Genomic DNA, 18,728 nt, shown 5'->3' with positions numbered 1-18,728 from the left:
GCTCGCCCACCGACCCCAGCAGGCGCAGGCTGCTGCCATCGGCGCCTTCGCAGGCGGCGGTGCCCGAAGCCATCATGGCGCGGATCGCGGTCGGGGCAGTGTAGAGGATGTTGACCTTGTGCTTGTCGACGATCTTCGCCACCCGGGTCACGTCCGGATAGTTGGGCACGCCCTCGAACAGCACGGTGGTGGCGCCGTTGGCCAACGGGCCATAGACAATGTAGGTGTGGCCAGTGACCCAGCCAACGTCGGCGGTGCACCAGTAGACTTCGCCCGGACGGTAATCGAACACCCGCTCATGGGTCAGCGACGCATAGAGCAAGTAACCGCCAGTGGTGTGCTGCACGCCCTTGGGCTTGCCGGTGGAGCCGGAGGTGTAAAGGATGAACAGCGCTTCTTCGGCGCCCATCTCTTTCGGTGCACAGACGCTGCCGGCCACCTTCATCAGGTCTTCGTACCAGATGTCGCGGTGCTGGTTCCACTTGATGTTGCCACCGGTGCGCCTGCACACGATGACCTTCTGGATGCTGCTGGTTTCCGGGTTGGTCAGGGCGTCGTCGACATTGGCCTTGAGCGGCACCTTCTTGCCGGCACGGATGCCTTCGTCGGCGGTGATCACCACTTTGGAGCGGCAGTCGATGATGCGTCCGGCCAGGGCTTCGGGAGAGAAGCCACCAAACACCACCGAATGGATCGCGCCGATACGGGTGCAGGCCAGCATGGCCACCACCGCCTCGGGGATCATCGGCATATAGATAGTCACCACGTCGCCGCGGTGCACGTCCTGACCACGCAGGGCGTTGGCAAACTTGCAGACTTGTTCATGCAGTTCGCGGTAGGTGATGTTGCGGCTTTCGGAAGGATCGTCGCCTTCCCAGATGATCGCGATCTGATCGCCACGTTCGGCGAGATGGCGATCCAGGCAGTTGTAGGAGACGTTCAGGGTGCCATCGGCGAACCACTTGATATCCACATGGTGGTCGTCGAAGGAGGTCTGCTTCACCGTGGTAAAAGGCTTGATCCAGTCGAGACGCTTGGCCTGTTCGCGCCAGAAACCGTCCGGGTTCACGACCGACTGCTGGTACATGGCCTTGTAGGTCGCCTCGTCAGTCAGCGTATTGGCCAAAACCTCGGGACGAACGGGATACAGAGAAGCCGCACTCATCTTTCTTACCTCGGTGACATAGTTGTTTTTGTATGACCCCGTTGTAGCCGGGGGGCGCCTATAGAACCATTCGACGATGGTAGTAACAACCCCCTGCGAAATACCCCGATATTTGCTGCAACCCTTCAAGAACGCTGTATACAGCGATATTCACTGCGGAAAAAATATTCAAACAGACCTCCAGACGGGCCTTTTTCGGGGATTGTTACAAAAACCGTCAAAGGTGTTTATCAAAAGTACGCCTATATGGCCGCTGGCCCCGGGCCTAAAATCTGCCTCGCCAAACAGGCAATCTGATTAACCAAGTTGCAGCCCCCACGAAGGCAGTTAATCAAACTTTTACTCAAGTTCCACACGCAGCCCCACAAAGGCTGCGTGACCCCACACGACCTTAGAAAGGTAAAACGCAAATGAAAGCTTTATTAGTTCTGGCCCTCAGCAGTCTGTGCGTTACCGCGATGGCTGATGAGATCCCGACTGATGTCGCCCAGCAGCAAGTACCGGTAGAGGAATACACTTACTCCACTGACCTGGATATCGCCAAAGTTATCTCCATGAGCGAAGTTCCAGAAGTATGCGAAGTTGTACCAGCGCGCATGGAATATGAAGACTCCCACGGTCAGCGACATATTCTTCAATACCGCGTAATGGGCAACGGTTGCTCTAACGGTTAATAGCCAAGTTCATTGCACGGACCTTGATGACTGCCGGCCGCAAGAAATCCCTCTTGCGGCAAAGATGCCAGACGACGACCCGCCCGAGGGTAATGAAAGGCCTCACCTTGACGACGTGCGAGCACGGCAATCGCACGCACTTTTCCTGCTGTGGTTGATGGCCCGTTCATGGCACTGTCAACGAGCTTTTGAGCATCTCGGCTGACGACTTCGGCCAGGGCAATCCTGCCAACCTTGAAGACCTCTGCCAGGAGATTTCCAGCGACAAAACCGAACGATTCGAGTTGTGTTCAAAACCTGGAAAAGGCTTGCAAAAACACAACATCTAGTAAAATTGGCTATTTTTTGGCCACTTCCGGATAATTTTTTCGAGCCTGAAAAAAAATCTTCAACGGCCAAAGCCTTGTAAACCCGTGCTTTGCTCTCAGTCCCCCTCCTTCTTGGGTCCGCCTGCGCCCATCGGTCGCCCCACGACCCTGAAAATATCCTTATAATGCGTCCTCAAAACGGGCCCGCAACATTCCCTTACCGGATGAAAACGACCTGCTGAATCCCGCGCCGGAGCCGACACCCTCAGTTCCGCCCGACAGCAGCCTCAAGGCACCCGAACACGTATTTCTGTTTATTGCCTGCGTTCACTGCTGCAACAAACGATTTCCAATGATTTAACGCGGCCAGTAGCGCCGTGTGAAAAGCCAACCCTTTTGTTTTCACACGGGCATCTGGCCCTCAAGCAGGAGACGACACGTCATGCTGAGCTGGGACGAATTCGACAAAGAAGAAGGCGAAGTTGCAGTCAAAGGCGCCAACGCCGGCCACGCTACTGAAGCCAACATGGACCGCCTCGATAGCGCCGGTGGCGCCGCCGCTCTTGAAGCCCGCGCCGTGACCGCCAGCGACTCCGCTGCCGTTGCCCGCGCCAAGGCGTCCCTGGACCAGCTCGACATCGCCGAAGGCCTGGCCGAACTGGAAGGTTCTTCCGCCCGTGTCGCCGTTGATGAAAAGCGCATGATCAACTGCCGCGCCGACCTCAACCAGTTGGTACCGTTCAAGTACGACTGGGCCTGGCAGAAGTACCTCGACGGCTGCGCCAACCACTGGATGCCGCAAGAGGTCAACATGACCGCCGACATCGCCCTGTGGAAAAACCCGGAAGGCCTGACCGACGACGAGCGCCGCATCGTCATGCGCAACCTGGGCTTCTTCTCCACCGCCGACTCCCTGGTTGCCAACAACCTGGTACTGGCCGTGTACCGCCTGATCACCAACCCGGAATGCCGCCAGTACATCCTGCGCCAGGCGTTCGAAGAGGCGATCCACACCCACGCCTACCAGTACTGCATCGAATCGCTGGCCATGGATGAAGGCGAGATCTTCAACATGTACCACGAGATTCCATCGGTCGCGAAGAAAGCCGCCTGGGGCCTGAAGTACACCCGTTCGATCTCCGATCCGAAGTTCGAAACCGGCACCGTCGACACCGACAAGGAACTGCTGCGCAACCTGATCGCCTACTACTGCGTTCTGGAAGGCATCTTCTTCTACTGTGGCTTCACCCAGATCCTGTCCATGGGCCGTCGCAACAAAATGACCGGTGTCGCCGAGCAGTTCCAGTACATCCTGCGCGACGAATCCATGCACCTGAACTTCGGCATCGACGTGATCAACCAGATCAAGATCGAAAACCCGCACCTGTGGGATGCCGAGATGAAGGAAGAAGCCACCCAGATGATCCTCCAGGGCACCCAACTGGAAATCGAATACGCGCGCGACACCATGCCGCGCGGCGTACTGGGCATGAACGCGGCCATGATGGAGGACTACCTCAAGTTCATCGCCAACCGTCGCCTGTCGCAGATCGGTTTGAAGGAAGAGTACCCAGGTACCACCAACCCGTTCCCATGGATGAGCGAGATCATGGACTTGAAGAAAGAGAAGAACTTCTTCGAGACCCGCGTGATCGAGTATCAGACTGGCGGTGCATTGAGCTGGGATTGATTCCCGGATCGATGAAACAAACAAGAAGCCCTGACTTGGTCAGGGCTTTTTTATTGGCCGCGCAAATCCGCACCTGTTTCTTGTACAAGACCCGGTTCATTAAAGTACGTGCAGGCTCCAAGACCTACCGTTATAAAGTCACCTCCCCCGCTTAAGGATCAAAGCGCTCATGAAATTCGATACCGCCTACTGCATCAGCCTCGACGAAAAGTTGTCGATCTATGACGTGCGGGATCTGAACTTCGATGAAACCCTGGTCTTCGACTCGGCCAAGGAAAGCTTCCAGTGCCCCAACGATGACTGTCGCGCAGCGTTCGATGCCGCCAATCAACTGGGCACCTTCAATGCCAAGAACGTCAATTACATCCGCACTCCGCATTTCAAGAACCTGCCCAGCACTCTTCATATAGAAGGCTGCCCTTATGGGATCAGCAAAAGCCCCGGCAGCATCGAAGGGACTGCAGTCGAGGATGATCGCGAGGAGCACTTCCCTTCGGAGCTGCTGCTGACCCGCCGCGAATACCTGCGCCGACCGGCCAACCCTACAGCAGCGCCGCAGACACCTGGCAACAACCCGCCAGTGACGCCTGCCAGCTTGCAAACGCCCCACGCCGGACGCGAGACACCCCCGGACAAGACCAGCGTCTTCGCCCACCCGGTGGAATGCTTCGTATCGAATATCGACGACAAGGAACTGCTCAAGCGCATGCCGTTGAAGATCGGCGAGCACAGCGCGTCCTACGCCTCGTTCTTCAAGAAGATCGAGTACCTGCTGGATAACAAGGGGCTGATCTACTGGGGCAAGATCAAGGAAATCAAGGACTACACCCAGAGCTTTCGCATCGACTTCGAGCCCAAGGTCTGGTTCAAGGAAGAAGACGAAGCCAAGAAGAAGCCCTATTCAGTCAACGTCTACCTGAGCAAGAAACTGGTCGACAACTACCGCAAGCGCAAAGCCTTCCTTGAAGAGATCAAGGGCGCCATCGACAGCCAGCGTGAGTTGTACTGCTTCTTCTATGGCGTCACCCCGACACTCAAGCAGGTGCCGAGCAAGAAAAACCCCGAAGCGACCTTCGGGGTATTCAGCGCCAATATCGAGAACCTGGACCATTTCGTGATTCGCGAGGCACCAGGCCTGGAAGCAAAATAGCCTCCTGCGATCTCACCGCTTGGGCAACTCCAGGGCCACGGCCCCCGGATGCTTCCTGACCACCGAGTACGGCAGCACCGACCACTCGGGCCCATCGCAGGCCCGAGCCACCCGAGGGAAGTAGGCATTGATGAACAGCCCCTTGGGGGTGAAGTACCAACTGTTATCGCCCCAGACACTCTCATCGCTGTAGTTGCAGTCCTCCTCCAGGTTGGCCGGCGCGCGCATCTCATCGGGATACAAGACAGTGAACTGCTTGATCAGCCACGGCGACAGCTGTTCACGGTTGTAGTCATAGAGGGCATTGCGCTCTGCCTCAGTGAGACGGATATCGCCCTTGCTGTTGCGGTCGCTGTGCAGCAGCGGCTTGCCTGCCCCCACCCACAGCACATCCGCCAGGGACAGGGGATGGCCACTGTTCACATCGATATTGAGCGGTGAGTCGCCAAAGTCCGGATGGGCACCGCCACAGGAATAGCTGGTGGAGATATTCACGCTGAGCACTGCCGGCGAGAGGAACTGCGGTTTCACGGTCTGCATGAACTCGCCCCACTGGGAACCGGCCCCCAGCATACAGTCGTGATAAGCGCTCACGTCACTCCACAGGCGCTCCATCAGCGATTGGTTGAGCTGTTGCTGTTGCGCCTCCGGATACCCGGCAATCACCTTGAACATCGACAGTTTCGACTCGGGCTCGCTCCACCATTGCAAGGTGTAGCCCATGAAATTCTGCTGCTTGCCCTGCTTGAGCGTCAGGCCTTGTAGACGCAGGTATTCGTACAAATCGCTCAGATAAAGCTGTGCCAAGTATGGCAGCGCATCCGCCTTGGGTGCGTCGGCCCTGGCCGCCGACAATTGCACATCGAGAGTCTTGCCCTTGGGGCTCTGCCACTGCCCCTGCCAACCGTCGGCAGTGCGTTGCAACTTGAAGGTGGGTAGGGACGACGGCTCATCGTCATAGCGCCCTCCTCCTTCACGCAGCTCCAGCGATTGCCCCTGGAGCGTACCGTTGAGCGCCAGGTCACGATGGTACTTCTGGTAGAAGTAACGCCCCGTGACTTCCTGAGGATTGGGGGTGCTGATCTCCAGCACAATCGGCATCTTGCCCAAGGTTCCGCTGAAAACCTCGCGGGAAGGTCCAGCCTGCACAGCCGACAGATAGATCGAAAGCAACAGGACACCGAAGAGCGGGCGTATCAATCCGTTGATCATGGAAACTCCCCTGTATGAAAAAGCCGGCAGCACGGTCAGCCAAACCGGAACCTGCGTTCAGCACCGGGCAATTATGGACCTACGGCCAAGGACAATCGAGCCACCAAGCGTGACGCTCCTATCACTTCAGGCACATGCTGAGCAGTACCAGCAACAACAGGCCGATATACACCCGGGCATGCAGGCGGTCGGGAATTCTGCCAATCCAGGGAGTGGCCAGGCGGATGCCCAGCAACGAGCCGAGGGTCAGTACCGAAAACGCCAGCAGATCCACATAACCGACGAACCAGGGTCCGAGATCAAACGGGCTGAAATGGGCCAGGGCCATGTAGGTGACAGTTCCCGCCAACGCCACAGGCACGCTCAGAGGATTGGCCATTGAGGTGGCCTGGGTCATGGTCAGACCGCAACGGCGCAATAGAGGCACCGTCATGACACTGCCGCCTACGCCGAGAAAGGTGGCGACAACCCCTATTCCTACACCGCCAAAGAGCGATTCGCGGGCTCCAAGGAGACGTGCTGTCTGCCGTTGCGACGGTTCAAGAAAACCGCGGCGCAGCAGGCAGTCGGCAATGGTGATCCCCAGATAGGCGATAAAGGCATAGCGAATCACTTCGCCACTGACCCACATGGCCGCTGCCGCACCCAAGATCGCCCCCAGACCTATATAGCCCCCCAGCGGCCACAGGTAGTGGCGAACAAGATTGCCCGCCCGCTGATGTCGACGGCTAGCGACCAGGGCATTGACGATCATCACGCAGGTTGAGGTAGCCACCGCGACATGCATCGCCGACTGCCCTGCCGCCGAGTCCGCACCCTGGCTGCCCAGCAGCAGCCAGTACAGCAGCGGCACCACTACAAATCCGCCACCAAAGCCGAACAGCACGGCGCTGATGCCCGTCATGCAACCAAAAAGTGCCAGCAGTAGATAGAACATCGGACCACGCTCGTCTTTGCAGAAGACCTGGACGATAGAGCTTCATCACTTGGCCGACTTCAGCAAGTCAGCCAATAATGTTTGCGTTTACGCCAAACACGGAACGACTCGGCATGCGCAACATCTCCATCGATCAACTGGATCAGACACCGCGTCCGGTACTGGCCATCGGAACCGATTACGCCGACGGCCAACGCCTGCCCCGCCACCGCCATCGGCGGGCACAGCTGCTGTATGGCGCTACTGGGGTCATGCAGGTGGGCACCGATCAGGGCAACTGGGTAGTGCCACCGCAACATGCGGTGTGGATCCCGCCCGGGGTGGAGCATGAGGTGCTGATGCTCGGGGTCAGTACCCGCAGCCTGTATATCGAACCTGCCGCGGCGCCCCTGGATAACAGCGACTGTCGAGTCGTCAGCGTCTCGCCGTTGTTGCGCCAACTGCTTCTGGAGGCCGTAGAGATTCCCCTGGAATACGATCAGGGCGGGCGTGACGGATTGCTGGTCGACCTGCTGCTGCATGAACTGCGACGCAGCACTGCGCTACCGCTGCATATCCCTCTGCCGGCTGATGACCCGCTACTGGAGTTGTGCCAGGCCTTTCTCGGGCAACCCGATATTCACCAATCCCCGGAGCACTGGGCGGATCGGTTGCACGTCAGCCTGCGCACTTTCAATCGCGTCTTCCGTCAGCAAACGGGTATGAGCTTCATTCAATGGCGACAACGAGCCTGCGTGATCCTGGCCCTGGCGCGGCTGGCAGCCGCGGAGCCCGTGACACGCATCGCCCTGGATTTCGGCTATGACAGCCCCGGGGCATTCTCCACCATGTTCCGCCGAGTGCTGGGACACCCCCCCAGCACCTACCTCAACAGGGCGGACCCGAGCCTGGGAAAAACCTTGTGACCAAAGGTGCGGACAGAGAGCAAAAATCAGTTTGATCCGGGAATAAAACAACTGTACAAATAACCAGTATAAAGCCAACTTCCTGCCTAACCTCCCGGAGAAAACCATGGCCTCTCTAGCGATGAAAATCACCCTGGAACGTATCGCCCTCTATCAATTCACCCCGCAGCACTGTGCCCAGGCCCGGGACATGCTGGGTTGGGACATGGATCAACTGTCCCGTGAGTCCGCAGTCTCGGTGCAAGCCATCCAGCGCTTCGAAGCCGGTTACGAGGTGCGTGACGTGACCCGCCTGGCATTGGCGTTCTGCCTTGAAGCCCAAGGGTTGGTGTTCTTTCCCGGCTTCACTCCCGGCCGCGGCATGAATATCAAGGGCGCTACCCCCAATCCCATGGAACGCCCTGACTACGCAATGATCGAGTGATCCAGTGCCTTGAGCAGTTGCCCGCACAAGTCCGGCACTGAAAGCCGGGTCGAATCCAGGCGAACAAGCGGACAGTCCAGGGTTTTGATCCAGGTTTCATGGCGCCGCAAACTGCGGGTCCCGTGACCACCCTCGTCGTAGCCCGCGGCCCAGGCAAGAAAAGCCTGGGTCGCGGCATGACGCTCGCCCCCCATAAAAATCTGCTCGCCGTAGCGCTGGAGTTCCCGGGCACGCAAGCGCTGCAAGCGAACCTCCGGGTCCAGTTGCACAAAGACCGCCAGAGTGAAACTGGGGATCAGCACATCCCCCCAACCACAAAGGGAGCCGGACATGACCCAGTCCGGCTCCGTCAGCACTTGGGTTTGCAGCATATGGATGCGTGCGTCCCGGGGACGCCGACAACTAAAAGGCTTGGCGCCGGGTTGCCAGAAAAAATCGTCGGAGTCGAAGTGTTTGCAAAACAAACGCTCGGCCAGGGCCCGGCCCAAGGTGGTTGTTCCGGAGCCGGATGCGCCGAAGATATGAATTCTGTGGGCCATGACACCGCTCCCTTGCAGCGGACATCCAACAGGTTTACAGCCTTGGCCTGTCTTTGCCCACCTGCCACACATGGATCAGGGCAGGATTAGGCGGACTCGACAGCCGCCTGTTCCGGAGCGCCTTCCACCTCCAGCCACCAGGCACCGCCCCGCTGAGGTTGTGCCAGGTTGAAGGCTTCACCCATTTGCGGCGTGGTGATATTGATACTGCGCTCCCAGGCCAGGGCCAGGATGCGGTCGAAGGGTTCATGCCAGGCATGCATGGCCAGGTCAAAGGTGCCGTTGTGGATCGGCAGCAACCAGCGACCCTGCAGGTCGATGTGAGCTTGCAGGGTTTGCTCCGGCTGCATATGTACATGGGGCCATTCGACGTTGTAGGCACCGGTTTCCATCAGCGTCAGATCAAAGGGCCCGTACTGCTGGCCAATACGCTTGAAGCCGTCGAAGTAACCGGTATCGCCGCTGAAGAAGATCCGCGTCGCTGCGTCGATCATGACCCAGGACGCCCACAAGGTGTGATTGCCATCGAACAACCCGCGACCGGAAAAGTGCTGCGACGGCGTAGCGATAAAGCGAATGCCCTCGACTTCGCAACCCTGCCACCAATCCAGCTGCCGGACCTTGGCCGCAGGCACCCCCCACTTGATCAGGGTGTCTCCCACTCCCAGCGGGGTGAGGAAGTGCCGGGTCTTGTCTGCCAGGGCCAGTACTGTCTGGTGGTCCAGGTGATCGTAGTGGTCATGGGACAGGATCACCGCCTCGATCTCGGGCAAAGCCTCCAGGCTGATGGGAGGCTGGTGAAAACGCTTCGGGCCGGCCCATTGCACTGGGGACGCACGTTCGGCAAACACCGGGTCAGTGATCCAGAATTTGTCCCGCATCTTCAACAGCACCGTGGAGTGCCCAAGACGAAACACGCTGTGATTGGGGGCCGCCTGCAGTTGCTCGCGGGTCAGTGGCTGTACAGGAATGGCTCCGGCCGGACGGGTATTGCGCGGTTTGTGGAACAGCATGTTCCAGAAAATCTGCAGGGTTTTACCGAAACCGGCGCGACGTACCGGAGCATGGTTACGAAAGGCGCCCTGCTCCTGGCGGGAAGTTTCCTGGCGGGGTGTGCGTGTGACGCTGGACGAAACAGTGGCCATGATTGAAATGACTCCATTGGAACGCGGCAGGTTCCGACGTTGTTCTGCGGGACGATCTACTGGCCAAGGCACGCAAGCATCAGCCGCCAATCATCGTTCTCAAGGGAAACTACACTACACAGTGTAGTTTCTACATTGCAACAGGATTAAGACGAAGTAGACTGCCGACTGATTTCAATGCCGACCCTGACCGAACCCAACTTATGACAGCTCCGAAGCGCCTCACCGACCTTAAACGCAACGCCATCATTCAGGCGGCGATCAGCGAATTCCGCGCCAGTGGTTTCGAAATCACCAGCATGGACAAGATTGCCGCCACGGCCGGAGTTTCCAAGCGCACGGTGTACAACCACTTCCCCAGCAAGGAAGAGTTGTTCGCCGAAATTCTGCATAAGCTCTGGGCCAGCACCAGCGCCCAGTCGGACGTCAGCTACCGCAGCGACCAGCCATTGCGCGAGCAGTTGCACAGCGTTCTGCTGGCCAAACTGCAACTGCTGGCCGACAACAACTTCCTCGACCTGGCCCGAGTTGCCATTGCTGCCACCATCCACTCCCCCGAGCGGGCACAGAACATGGTGGAGCGACTCGGCGAACGGGAAGAAGGCCTGACCCTGTGGATCCGCGGAGCCCTGGCGGATGGCCGCCTCAAGCCCCTAGACCCGGAGTTCGCCGCGCAACAGATGCACGGGCTGCTCAAGAGCTTTGCCTTCTGGCCGCAGATCACCATGGGCCAGCCGCCCCTGACAGCGGACATGCAGACCCGGGTCATCGAGTCGGCGCTGGACATGTTCCTGACTCACTACCAGGCATGAACCTGCTTGCATTCTCGTCGCGCGACGTTCGACCACGGTTAAATGGCTTCGAAGGACACTGATTATTCCCACTGGAATAAATGACAATATTCACCAGACTGATCCGATAAACGGCCAAGCCGCAAAAACACCACAAGGTGTTTCAGTACAGAATCTGGTGCAGGAATTTATGGAAAACCAACGCGGCAAGGGGCTGTCATTTGCCCGACGCATCTATTGGCCAAGGATCATCGGCCTGAGTATCGGCGGCATCAGTGTCCTGGCCGCACTCTACCCCCTGGCACCGCCTGACTGGATATGGACACTGTTGTTGTTCCACGGCCTGATCTGGCCCCATCTGGCGTATCAGCTTTCCACCCGCTCGGGCTTTCCCTACCGGGCAGAACGCCGCAACCTGTTGTATGACTCGCTGCTGGGGGGATTCTGGGCGGCAACCATGCAATTCAATCCCCTGCCGGCAGTTACCATCCTCTCGATGATGACCATGAACAACGTCGCCGCAGGTGGCTTGCGTCTGTTCATTCGTGGTGGCCTGGCCCAATGTGCCGGGATACTGCTGTCCTGGGTGCTGTTAGGGGCCAACTTCAGTACCCGGATCAGCGCGCTGCAGATCTATGCCTGCCTGCCCATGCTGACCCTCTACCCCCTGGCCGTGGGCACGGTCTGCTATCGACTGGCGATCAAACTGTCCGAACACAAGCGCGCCCTCAGCGCCCTGAGCCGCACCGACAGCCTCACCGGCCTGCTCAACCACGGCTCGTGGAAGGACCTGCTGCACATCAAGTTCCACAAATGCCAGCAACAGCAGATGGAAGCCAGCATCGCCCTGATCGACATCGACCACTTCAAAGCGATCAACGACACCTACGGGCATATTGTCGGCGATACGGTGCTGCGCCATTTGAGCAACGAACTGCGCCGCAACCTGCGCCATGACGATCTCGCCGGGCGCTACGGTGGCGACGAGTTCTGCGTGATCCTGCCACGCATGAGCCGGCAACAAGCCCTTGATGTGATGGAGCGCCTGCGCCAGGTCTTCAACCAGTACCGACATCCAGAGGTGCAGGAACTGAAGGTCAGCCTGAGTATCGGCCTGGCGGCTTTCGACTCAAGCTTCCGCGACCCTGCAGGCTGGCTCGATGCGGCGGACAAGGCCCTGTATCTGGCCAAGAACAGCGGGCGCAACCGCACTGCCAGCAATGACAGCGAAGCCCTTTTCTCTCCCGCGCAAATGGCATAAAGATCGTTAAAACTTATACAAAAAAGAAGTAAAAAACATTTTTGTACAAGTTTATTTGGATTTATTCCCGTGATTGACATCATAATGCCGCCACTTTGCAGCAGCGGATAACCCCTCGGCACCGCTGCCATCAAAGTCATCCAATCCAACTAAATCGATTCGCAGCCATTACGTATCCTCTTGATGCGGCCAGCGACGTTCGTCCGAAATGTCGCCCGCTTCACCGCTGCGAAATTATCTGTCAGTCATGGAACGCTGACATTGAGCAGATAATGCCGATCGCCGGGGAGCTTTCGGCATACCGGCGCACTCCATAGGGATCGACGCGACGTTTCTCCCACAGAGCAACTGCCAACATGCTATTCAACCGTCACAACAAGACCATCGATTCCCTGAACCAGACCATCGCCGAACAATCCCGCCTGCTGGACGCCATCGACCGCTCCATGGCGGTGATCGAGTTTGACCTCCAGGGCACGGTGCTCCGAGCCAACGACAACTTCCTGAAGACCCTGGGCTATCGGCAAGATCAGGTGATCGGCCAGTCTCACCGACTGTTCTGCCTCCCGGAATACGCTCGCAGCAGCGACTACCAGCAATTGTGGACCCGCCTGAAAAACGGCCAGTTCGAGTCCGGCACCTTTGAGCGAGTCGGCGCCGCCGGCCAGAGCCTGTGGCTGGAAGCCAGCTATAACCCGATCCGCGACGCCTCCGGCACGGTGTATAAAGTGGTCAAGTACGCCCTCGACGTCACCGCCAGGGTGCAGGAGGAAGTCGAGGCCCGGAACAAACTGGAGGCCATCGACCGGGCCATGGCGGTCATCGAGTTCAACCTCGACGGCAGCATCATTGGCGCCAACGCCAACTTCCTCAGCCGCATGGGCTACAGCCTGGCGGACATCAAGGGCAAGCATCACCGGATGTTCTGCAAACCCGAGCTGGCCAATAGCAGCGCCTACCAGGACTTCTGGAGTCGCCTGAACAGGGGGGAGTTCTTCAACGGCCGCTTCGAGCGGATCGACAGGCACGGGCGCACGCTGTGGCTGGAAGCCAACTACAACCCGGTCTATGACGCCAGCGGACGCCTGTGCAAGGTGGTCAAGTACGCCGCCGACGTGACTCAGCAGGTGGAGAAGCATGAGCAGGACGCCCAGAGTGCGAGCCAGGCTTATCACATCTCGGTGGAAACCCGGAAAGTCGCCGAACAAGGCACCGGGGTGATCCAGCAGGCTGCCAGCGAGATGCGCCAGATCGCCCATAACATCGAGGACTCCTCCTCGCTGATCGCCCGCCTCGGCGAACGCTCCGAGCAGATCACCGCCATCGTCAACACCATTCGCGGTATTGCCGATCAGACCAACTTGCTGGCCCTCAACGCTGCCATCGAGGCCGCCCGGGCCGGAGAACAGGGCCGAGGTTTTGCCGTGGTGGCCGACGAAGTCCGGCAACTGGCGGCGCGCACCAGCGGCTCGACGGCGGAAATTTCCAGCATGATCGACATGATCCAGAACGAAACGCAGCAAGCGATCAAGAGCATGGACGGCACTCGTGAACGAGCTGCCAAGGGCGTGCAACTGGCGGATCAGGCCGGGACCGTGATCCTGCAGATTCGTGATGGCGCCAGTGACGCGGTGCAAGCCGTCAGCATGTTCGCCAACGAACGCGACGCACTCTGAGGGTGGTTTTCCCGACGTCGATAATGACGTCGGGCCTGGCCTTGAGGACTATAGTGGCCCGACGTCCCAACGCCTGGCGGAGGCCATCATGAGTTCCAGCGACACCCCGGAAAAAACCACCCCGAACGTCGACCATCTGCGTTTTCACCGCGCCCACGCCCACCTCGGGCCGACCTTTGGCAACGACGCCTTCGCCTTGAAAGCCGAAGCCTTCGCCCGGTTCTTTGGTACCCCGGCCTTTCTGGGTGCACAGACCCTGATCGTGTTGATCTGGGTCGCCCTGAACCTGACCGGCGTCACCCATTTCGATGTTTACCCTTTCATCCTCCTGAACCTGGCCTTCAGCCTGCAATCAGCCTACGCCGCACCGCTGATTCTTCTGGCTCAGACCCGCCAGGCCGCACGGGACAAAGCCCAGTCGGACGCAGATGCCCAGCACCGCGAAGCCCTGGCCATCGCCAACAGCGAACGCCAGGCCCAGGCCGCGCAGACCACCGGCCAACTGCTGGAGTTGCTGGAGCAGAACACCCGGCTCACGGAAATGACCAAACAACTGACCGAACGCATCGAGAACCTGACCAGCGAGATGCACGCACACTTTGTCCGCAAGGATCAGCCCCACCCTTGAGCCCTGCTCAGGGCCAGCGCAAATGGCGCGCCAATTCATCGAACAGGGTCACCACCGAACGCAGGGCCCGGCAATCCGGACGGGTCAGCAGCCACAGGGCTGTGTCATGGCCCAAGGGTTCACTCAACGCCTCCAGGCCACCACTGCCGATGAGAAAATCCGGCAAGGCTGCAACGCCGAGGCCGGCCCGTACCAGCTCGGTCACCGCAAGCATGCTGTTGCAGCGGTAGCTGGGTTGCACGCCAGGCCAGCACTGACGGCGCCAGGCCACGGTGGGATGGTCTGGGAGAAAGTCATCCGGGGCGACCCAGGCCACCTTCGACAGGTCGCTGCAGTCTATCCGTTGCCGGTACACCGGGCTCGCGCACAGCCGATACGACACCGCCCCCAGGCAGCGCCCCACCAGATGTTCCGGCGGTGTCGCGGTCAGGCGCAGCGCTATGTCCGCATCACGCCGATTGAGGTTGGCGAAATCATTGGACGTACAGAGTTCGATAACCAGCGCCGGGTAGTTCGGCATGAATTGCGCCAGGGCCGGCAGCAGCAGGCCTTGCAACACCGAATCGGTGCAGGTCAGGCGCACTGTGCCGCTGATCACCTCTCCTCCCTGGGCCACGCCGATCCGCGCGGCCTCCAGCGCCTGCTCCGCCTGTTCGGCCTGTTGTGCCAGGGCTTGGGCCAGGCTGGTGGGCAGGTAACCGGCGCGGCTCTTGTCGAACAACTGCTGCCCGAGCCCGGCCTCCAGCCGGCGCACGGCACGAAACACCGTGGACACATCCACCTTGAGCAGGGCTGCGGCGCGGGCCAGGGAGCCGCCACGGACCAGGGCGAGAATCAGTGACAGGTCGGGATAGTCCAGCTGATAGTGCATGGCTGCATTGATCACTTGGGTAAACGCCAATATTGATTGCGTGATCGCCAATCTATAGTGGCTCCAGGCAGTCGACAAGTCAGCGCCACAACCGGAGAGGCCACATGTACCCAGCCCGATCTACCGCCACCGTCCGCATCGCCCTGGTGGGGGATTACGACCCACAGATCACCGCACACCAGGCCATTCCCCTGGCCCTGGAACGCGCCGCTATCGATAGCAAGGTCAGGGTGGACTACCAGTGGCTGGCCACGCCGGAGCTGACCCACGAGCAACAGCTGGAAGGTTTCGACGGCCTCTGGTGCGTGCCTGGCAGTCCCTACCGCCACATCGACGGTGCCCTCTTGGCGATCCGTGTCGCCCGGGAACGGCAACGGCCCTTCCTCGGCACCTGCGGCGGCTTTCAGCACGCGGTGCTGGAATATGCCCGCAACGTGCTGGGCTGGACCGACGCCGAGCATGGCGAGATCAACCCCCATGCCCAGCGCGCGGTGCTCACCCCCTTGAGCTGCGCCCTGGTGGAAGCCCGCGACCGAATCCAGCTGCAAAGCGGCAGCCGGATCGCCCAGGCCTACGGCACCCAGAGCATCGAGGAAGGTTATCGCTGCCGCTATGGAATCAATCCGGACTTTGCCGGCCCCTTGCTCAGTGGTGTGCTGCGCCCTACTGGCCACGACAGTGACGGCGACTTGCGCGCCGTGGAACTGGACGGCCATCCGTTCTTCGTCGCCACACTGTTCCAGCCCGAGCGCGCCGCCCTGCAAGGCCGCACACCGCCCCTGGTCACCGCTCTGCTCAAAGCCTGCCTGGAGGCGCAAGGATGATCGGCCAGACGCCCGCCCCACCCTATTACGCAGTGATCTTCAGTTCCCAGCGTCGCGAAGCCGATCCCGCCTACGACCAGGCGGCCAAACACATGGTCGATCTGGCTCGCCAACAACCGGGATTCCTTGGGGTCGAATCGGCACGAGGTGAGGATGGCTTCGGTATCACGGTGTCCTACTGGACCTGCGAGGCGGCGATCCTGGCCTGGAAGCAACACGCCGAACACCGCGCCATCCGCGAGCGTGGTCGCAATGACTGGTACCGGTACTTTCATACCCGGGTAAGCAAGGTGGAGCGGGCCTACAGCTTCGGCATTTGAAGCAAGCCCCTGAACCGCGTCGGATGCGGTTCAGGGCAAGCGCGGGTCATCCCTGGGCGGTCGACAGCAGGCTGCGCACCGCCTGGATTTCCGGTAGATCGCTGCGACGCATATAGACCCGCAGCGGTTCGCTGATGTTGATCCGGTCGTCGATGTTCTGATCCAGCAGCAACTGGATCTGCTCACGCTTGAGGCTCATGGCCTGATCGGACACCGGCGCCCAGACAAATTCATTGGCCGGAACTATGGCGTCATCCGCCACATCCATGCCGAAGGAGTCTTCGCTGAAACGCACAATGTAGCGGCCGGTCTTGCGATTGAAGCCGACAAAGCCCTTGAGCTGATCGGCAGCCTGGCAGATGAGTTCGGAGGTGATGCTCATGGTAAACCTCACTGTAAGTCCCATGGGACGGGTGATCGATGGTCTACACGCGAGGCAAGGAAGGAGCTGTTTTCAGGCTTCCCTCTGATGGGGAAACTGCAGCGCCCAAGAGTACTGCAAAGCACCGGAAAAAACCGCGAAAGATGCGTATGAGAAGGATTTATGTCGCTCTGGAGATAGCACAAGCGTCATTGAGTTGCTAAAAGATATCTCCTTGTACTTGCCTCCACGAAAGGATTTCGAGCATGCCAGCGACCTTCCCCCCTTGTGCCCTGATGTTGGCCCTGATGCTCGGTTGCGGCCTGGCCCAGGCCACTGAACAACCCGATCCAGATGCCTTGGCCGCTCACCAGGGAATTCCGCAGCCGGCAGTGATCGCTCACCGTGGTGCATCTTTCGATGCCCCCGAGTCCACTGCTGCGTCCTATCGGCTGGCCCGGGACCTGGGCGCCGATTACCTGGAGATGGACCTGCAGCGCAGCAAGGATGGTGTGCTCTTCGCCCTGCACGACAACAACCTGCAACGCACCACCGACGTGGCGCAGAAATTCCCCGAACGCAAGGACAGCCCGGCCAACGCCTTCACCATGGCCGAACTGAAAACCCTCGACGCCGGCAGCTGGTTCAACCAGGCCCATCCGGACCGCGCCCGCCCGGGCTTCGCCGGCCTGAAGATCCTCACCCTGGACGAGATCATCGACATCGCCCAGGGCAATCCACAGCACAAACCCGGGCTCTACATCGAGACCAAGGAGCCTCAGCTGTTCCCCGGCATCGAGCACGATCTCAAGGAAAAACTCCAGGATCGCGGCTGGCTGAGCCCGGCGGGCTCCAAGCTGGCGAAAAGCGAACTGGCCGTGGGCCAGGGCAAAGGCAAGGTCGTGCTGCAGACCTTCGACAAACACAGCCTGGAGCTGCTGCACAAGGCAATGCCCAAGGTGCCGAAAGTCCTGTTGCTGTGGGTGGCTCCCGGCAGCATCGAGCCCGCCTCCGGCCAGACGTTCGCCAGCAGCGGCGAAACCGACAAGGCCGCTTTTTATGCCAAACAGCAACCCAAGGACCAGGCCGAGTTCAAGCGCTGGATCGACTTCGCCAAGACCCAGGGTGCCATCGGCACCGGTCCCTCCGCAGCACTGACCGCTGGCGGCGATCAGAGCTATGCGGATCTGGTGCAACCCTGGATGAATCAGTACACCCACGACCAGGGCCTGCTGGTACACGTCTACACCGTCGATGAACCGGTGGATTTCAACAAGGTCATGGAGGCCGGGGTCGATGGCATCTTCACCAACCGCAGCGCCGAGCTGCTCAAGTATTTCAAGCGGCCGGCCAGCGCCAGCGTGGCCCAGTTGCTGGAGGCCAGCGGTTACTGAATGTCCGCCTTACACTGGAGCGGCGAACTCTGGCTGGGCCATGACTTCGGCCTGATCCACGGGGCGATGGGACGCACCACGCCCCACGCCCACTACGCCCATCAACTGATCATTGCCCCCGAACAGCCGGTCACAGTGGAACTGGACGGTTTCCGGCTCAGTAGCCACTTCCTGTTGATCCAGGCCCTGCGCCGCCACGCCATTATCCAGGCCCCAGACCGGGCCTTCACGGTCTACGCCGAGCCACTGCGCATCGCGGCCCAGGACCTGCAGCTCAGCGTCAGCCGTATCGAGCCCTCACTGCCCGGCCTGGAAGCGGCGCTGCGCAGTTGTCCGCGCCAGCCCATTGCCGACCGTCGCGTGGCACGGGCGCTGCTGGCCCTGGACGCCGCCCTGGAGGGCAAGGTGGCAGCGACGCAACTGGCAGCCCAGGCCCATCTGTCCCTGAGCCAA

General features: G+C 59.9%; 20 protein-coding genes and 1 pseudogene. 14 read left to right on the top strand and 7 right to left on the bottom strand.

Annotated elements, in window-relative coordinates:
- A partial coding sequence (locus tag BLX41_RS35800) for an AMP-binding protein (RefSeq protein WP_259745021.1) occupies positions 1–1,165 on the bottom strand: 1,165 nt, incomplete at its 3' end.
- 410 nt (positions 1,166–1,575) lie between these two features.
- Between BLX41_RS35800 and BLX41_RS19765 the strand changes: the two genes are divergently transcribed.
- The 3 genes from BLX41_RS19765 (at position 1,576) to BLX41_RS19755 (ending at position 4,987) form a co-directional block, all read left to right on the top strand.
- A complete protein-coding gene (locus BLX41_RS19765; protein ID WP_016968107.1) occupies positions 1,576–1,839 on the top strand; it encodes a DUF2790 domain-containing protein in 264 nt (87 codons plus the stop codon).
- Positions 1,840–2,589: 750 nt separating this feature from the next.
- The gene (locus BLX41_RS19760; protein ID WP_011062780.1) at positions 2,590–3,837 is read left to right on the top strand and encodes a ribonucleotide-diphosphate reductase subunit beta; all 1,248 of its coding nucleotides are present in this window, start codon (positions 2,590–2,592) and stop codon (positions 3,835–3,837) included.
- Between the two features lie 169 nt (positions 3,838–4,006).
- A complete protein-coding gene (locus BLX41_RS19755; protein WP_123726243.1) occupies positions 4,007–4,987 on the top strand; it encodes a hypothetical protein in 981 nt (326 codons plus the stop codon).
- Between the two features lie 12 nt (positions 4,988–4,999).
- Here the strand turns inward: BLX41_RS19755 and BLX41_RS19750 are convergent, their stop codons facing one another.
- Both BLX41_RS19750 and BLX41_RS19745 read right to left on the bottom strand, forming a co-directional pair.
- Positions 5,000–6,199, bottom strand: a complete 1,200-nt coding sequence (locus tag BLX41_RS19750; RefSeq protein ID WP_123726242.1) for a hypothetical protein — start codon at positions 6,197–6,199, stop codon at positions 5,000–5,002.
- A gap of 121 nt (positions 6,200–6,320) precedes the next feature.
- The gene (locus tag BLX41_RS19745) at positions 6,321–7,136 is read right to left on the bottom strand and encodes a sulfite exporter TauE/SafE family protein (RefSeq protein WP_123726241.1); all 816 of its coding nucleotides are present in this window, start codon (positions 7,134–7,136) and stop codon (positions 6,321–6,323) included.
- 113 nt (positions 7,137–7,249) lie between these two features.
- On the opposite strand from BLX41_RS19745, the gene BLX41_RS19740 reads away from it, so the two are divergent.
- Positions 7,250–8,041, top strand: coding sequence for an AraC family transcriptional regulator (locus BLX41_RS19740; RefSeq protein ID WP_123726240.1), 792 nt, complete (start codon positions 7,250–7,252; stop codon positions 8,039–8,041).
- A gap of 106 nt (positions 8,042–8,147) precedes the next feature.
- On the top strand, positions 8,148–8,465 hold the full coding sequence (locus tag BLX41_RS19735; RefSeq protein WP_123726239.1) for a helix-turn-helix transcriptional regulator: 318 nt from the start codon (positions 8,148–8,150) through the stop codon (positions 8,463–8,465).
- Here the strand turns inward: BLX41_RS19735 and BLX41_RS19730 are convergent.
- Positions 8,447–9,004, bottom strand: coding sequence for an AAA family ATPase (locus tag BLX41_RS19730; RefSeq protein WP_123726238.1), 558 nt, complete (start codon positions 9,002–9,004; stop codon positions 8,447–8,449). The genes BLX41_RS19735 and BLX41_RS19730 overlap by 19 nt on opposite strands.
- 86 nt (positions 9,005–9,090) lie before the next feature.
- Positions 9,091–10,149, bottom strand: a complete 1,059-nt coding sequence (locus tag BLX41_RS19725; protein ID WP_123726237.1) for an MBL fold metallo-hydrolase — start codon at positions 10,147–10,149, stop codon at positions 9,091–9,093.
- 203 nt (positions 10,150–10,352) lie between these two features.
- Between BLX41_RS19725 and BLX41_RS19720 the strand changes: the two genes are divergently transcribed.
- The 5 genes and pseudogenes from BLX41_RS19720 (at position 10,353) to BLX41_RS19705 (ending at position 14,505) form a co-directional block, all read left to right on the top strand.
- Positions 10,353–10,961 (top strand): TetR/AcrR family transcriptional regulator, encoded by a 609-nt coding sequence (locus tag BLX41_RS19720; protein ID WP_123726236.1) that lies wholly within the window; start codon positions 10,353–10,355, stop codon positions 10,959–10,961.
- A 169-nt stretch (positions 10,962–11,130) separates the two neighbouring features.
- The gene (locus tag BLX41_RS19715) at positions 11,131–12,201 is read left to right on the top strand and encodes a diguanylate cyclase (protein ID WP_123726235.1); all 1,071 of its coding nucleotides are present in this window, start codon (positions 11,131–11,133) and stop codon (positions 12,199–12,201) included.
- A 356-nt stretch (positions 12,202–12,557) separates the two neighbouring features.
- A pseudogene (locus BLX41_RS37415) lies at positions 12,558–13,331 on the top strand (PAS domain-containing protein); the annotation flags it as partial.
- Positions 13,317–13,877, top strand: a complete 561-nt coding sequence (locus tag BLX41_RS37410; RefSeq protein ID WP_404942782.1) for a methyl-accepting chemotaxis protein — start codon at positions 13,317–13,319, stop codon at positions 13,875–13,877. The pseudogene BLX41_RS37415 and the gene BLX41_RS37410, both read left to right, overlap by 15 nt.
- An 88-nt stretch (positions 13,878–13,965) precedes the next feature.
- Positions 13,966–14,505: a DUF1003 domain-containing protein gene (locus tag BLX41_RS19705; protein ID WP_123726233.1), complete on the top strand. Its 540-nt coding sequence runs from the start codon at positions 13,966–13,968 to the stop codon at positions 14,503–14,505.
- Between the two features lie 7 nt (positions 14,506–14,512).
- Here the strand turns inward: BLX41_RS19705 and BLX41_RS19700 are convergent, their stop codons facing one another.
- Positions 14,513–15,376, bottom strand: a complete 864-nt coding sequence (locus BLX41_RS19700; protein ID WP_259745020.1) for a LysR family transcriptional regulator — start codon at positions 15,374–15,376, stop codon at positions 14,513–14,515.
- A gap of 104 nt (positions 15,377–15,480) precedes the next feature.
- Here BLX41_RS19700 and BLX41_RS19695 point away from each other — a divergent pair, with 104 nt between their 5' ends.
- Together BLX41_RS19695 and BLX41_RS19690 are read left to right on the top strand one after the other, a co-directional pair.
- A complete protein-coding gene (locus BLX41_RS19695; RefSeq protein ID WP_123726232.1) occupies positions 15,481–16,200 on the top strand; it encodes a CTP synthase C-terminal region-related (seleno)protein in 720 nt (239 codons plus the stop codon).
- Positions 16,197–16,520 (top strand): antibiotic biosynthesis monooxygenase family protein, encoded by a 324-nt coding sequence (locus tag BLX41_RS19690; protein ID WP_123726231.1) that lies wholly within the window; start codon positions 16,197–16,199, stop codon positions 16,518–16,520. The genes BLX41_RS19695 and BLX41_RS19690 overlap by 4 nt, the downstream gene beginning before the upstream one ends.
- A gap of 46 nt (positions 16,521–16,566) precedes the next feature.
- Here BLX41_RS19690 and BLX41_RS19685 read toward each other — a convergent pair whose 3' ends face one another.
- Positions 16,567–16,902 carry a DUF2025 family protein gene (locus tag BLX41_RS19685; RefSeq protein WP_102860665.1) on the bottom strand — a complete coding sequence of 112 codons (336 nt, stop codon included), beginning with the start codon at positions 16,900–16,902 and terminating at the stop codon, positions 16,567–16,569.
- Between the two features lie 245 nt (positions 16,903–17,147).
- Here BLX41_RS19685 and BLX41_RS19680 point away from each other — a divergent pair, with 245 nt between their 5' ends.
- Positions 17,148–18,275 carry a glycerophosphodiester phosphodiesterase gene (locus BLX41_RS19680; RefSeq protein ID WP_123726230.1) on the top strand — a complete coding sequence of 376 codons (1,128 nt, stop codon included), beginning with the start codon at positions 17,148–17,150 and terminating at the stop codon, positions 18,273–18,275.
- On the top strand, positions 18,276–18,728 hold a 453-nt coding region (locus BLX41_RS35795), incomplete at its 3' end, for an AraC family transcriptional regulator (RefSeq protein WP_259745019.1).

Source organism: Pseudomonas protegens (assembly GCF_003732485.1).
Lineage (GTDB): Bacteria > Pseudomonadota > Gammaproteobacteria > Pseudomonadales > Pseudomonadaceae > Aquipseudomonas > Aquipseudomonas protegens_B.
Note: the sequence above shows the minus strand (reverse complement) of the source record. Positions and strands in the feature narration are given on the sequence as shown.

Excerpts from the sequence above, each read along its gene's own strand:
- BLX41_RS19765 (WP_016968107.1), top strand. The coding sequence starts at position 1,576 with ATGAAAGCTTTATTAGTTCTGGCCCTCAGCAGTCTGTGCGTTACCGCG.
- BLX41_RS19760 (WP_011062780.1), top strand. The coding sequence starts at position 2,590 with ATGCTGAGCTGGGACGAATTCGACAAAGAAGAAGGCGAAGTTGCAGTC.
- BLX41_RS19755 (WP_123726243.1), top strand. The coding sequence starts at position 4,007 with ATGAAATTCGATACCGCCTACTGCATCAGCCTCGACGAAAAGTTGTCG.
- BLX41_RS19750 (WP_123726242.1), bottom strand. The coding sequence starts at position 6,199 with ATGATCAACGGATTGATACGCCCGCTCTTCGGTGTCCTGTTGCTTTCG.
- BLX41_RS19745 (WP_123726241.1), bottom strand. The coding sequence starts at position 7,136 with ATGTTCTATCTACTGCTGGCACTTTTTGGTTGCATGACGGGCATCAGC.
- BLX41_RS19740 (WP_123726240.1), top strand. The coding sequence starts at position 7,250 with ATGCGCAACATCTCCATCGATCAACTGGATCAGACACCGCGTCCGGTA.
- BLX41_RS19735 (WP_123726239.1), top strand. The coding sequence starts at position 8,148 with ATGGCCTCTCTAGCGATGAAAATCACCCTGGAACGTATCGCCCTCTAT.
- BLX41_RS19730 (WP_123726238.1), bottom strand. The coding sequence starts at position 9,004 with ATGGCCCACAGAATTCATATCTTCGGCGCATCCGGCTCCGGAACAACC.
- BLX41_RS19725 (WP_123726237.1), bottom strand. The coding sequence starts at position 10,149 with ATGGCCACTGTTTCGTCCAGCGTCACACGCACACCCCGCCAGGAAACT.
- BLX41_RS19720 (WP_123726236.1), top strand. The coding sequence starts at position 10,353 with ATGACAGCTCCGAAGCGCCTCACCGACCTTAAACGCAACGCCATCATT.
- BLX41_RS19715 (WP_123726235.1), top strand. The coding sequence starts at position 11,131 with ATGGAAAACCAACGCGGCAAGGGGCTGTCATTTGCCCGACGCATCTAT.
- BLX41_RS19705 (WP_123726233.1), top strand. The coding sequence starts at position 13,966 with ATGAGTTCCAGCGACACCCCGGAAAAAACCACCCCGAACGTCGACCAT.
- BLX41_RS19700 (WP_259745020.1), bottom strand. The coding sequence starts at position 15,376 with ATGCACTATCAGCTGGACTATCCCGACCTGTCACTGATTCTCGCCCTG.
- BLX41_RS19695 (WP_123726232.1), top strand. The coding sequence starts at position 15,481 with ATGTACCCAGCCCGATCTACCGCCACCGTCCGCATCGCCCTGGTGGGG.
- BLX41_RS19690 (WP_123726231.1), top strand. The coding sequence starts at position 16,197 with ATGATCGGCCAGACGCCCGCCCCACCCTATTACGCAGTGATCTTCAGT.
- BLX41_RS19685 (WP_102860665.1), bottom strand. The coding sequence starts at position 16,902 with ATGAGCATCACCTCCGAACTCATCTGCCAGGCTGCCGATCAGCTCAAG.
- BLX41_RS19680 (WP_123726230.1), top strand. The coding sequence starts at position 17,148 with ATGCCAGCGACCTTCCCCCCTTGTGCCCTGATGTTGGCCCTGATGCTC.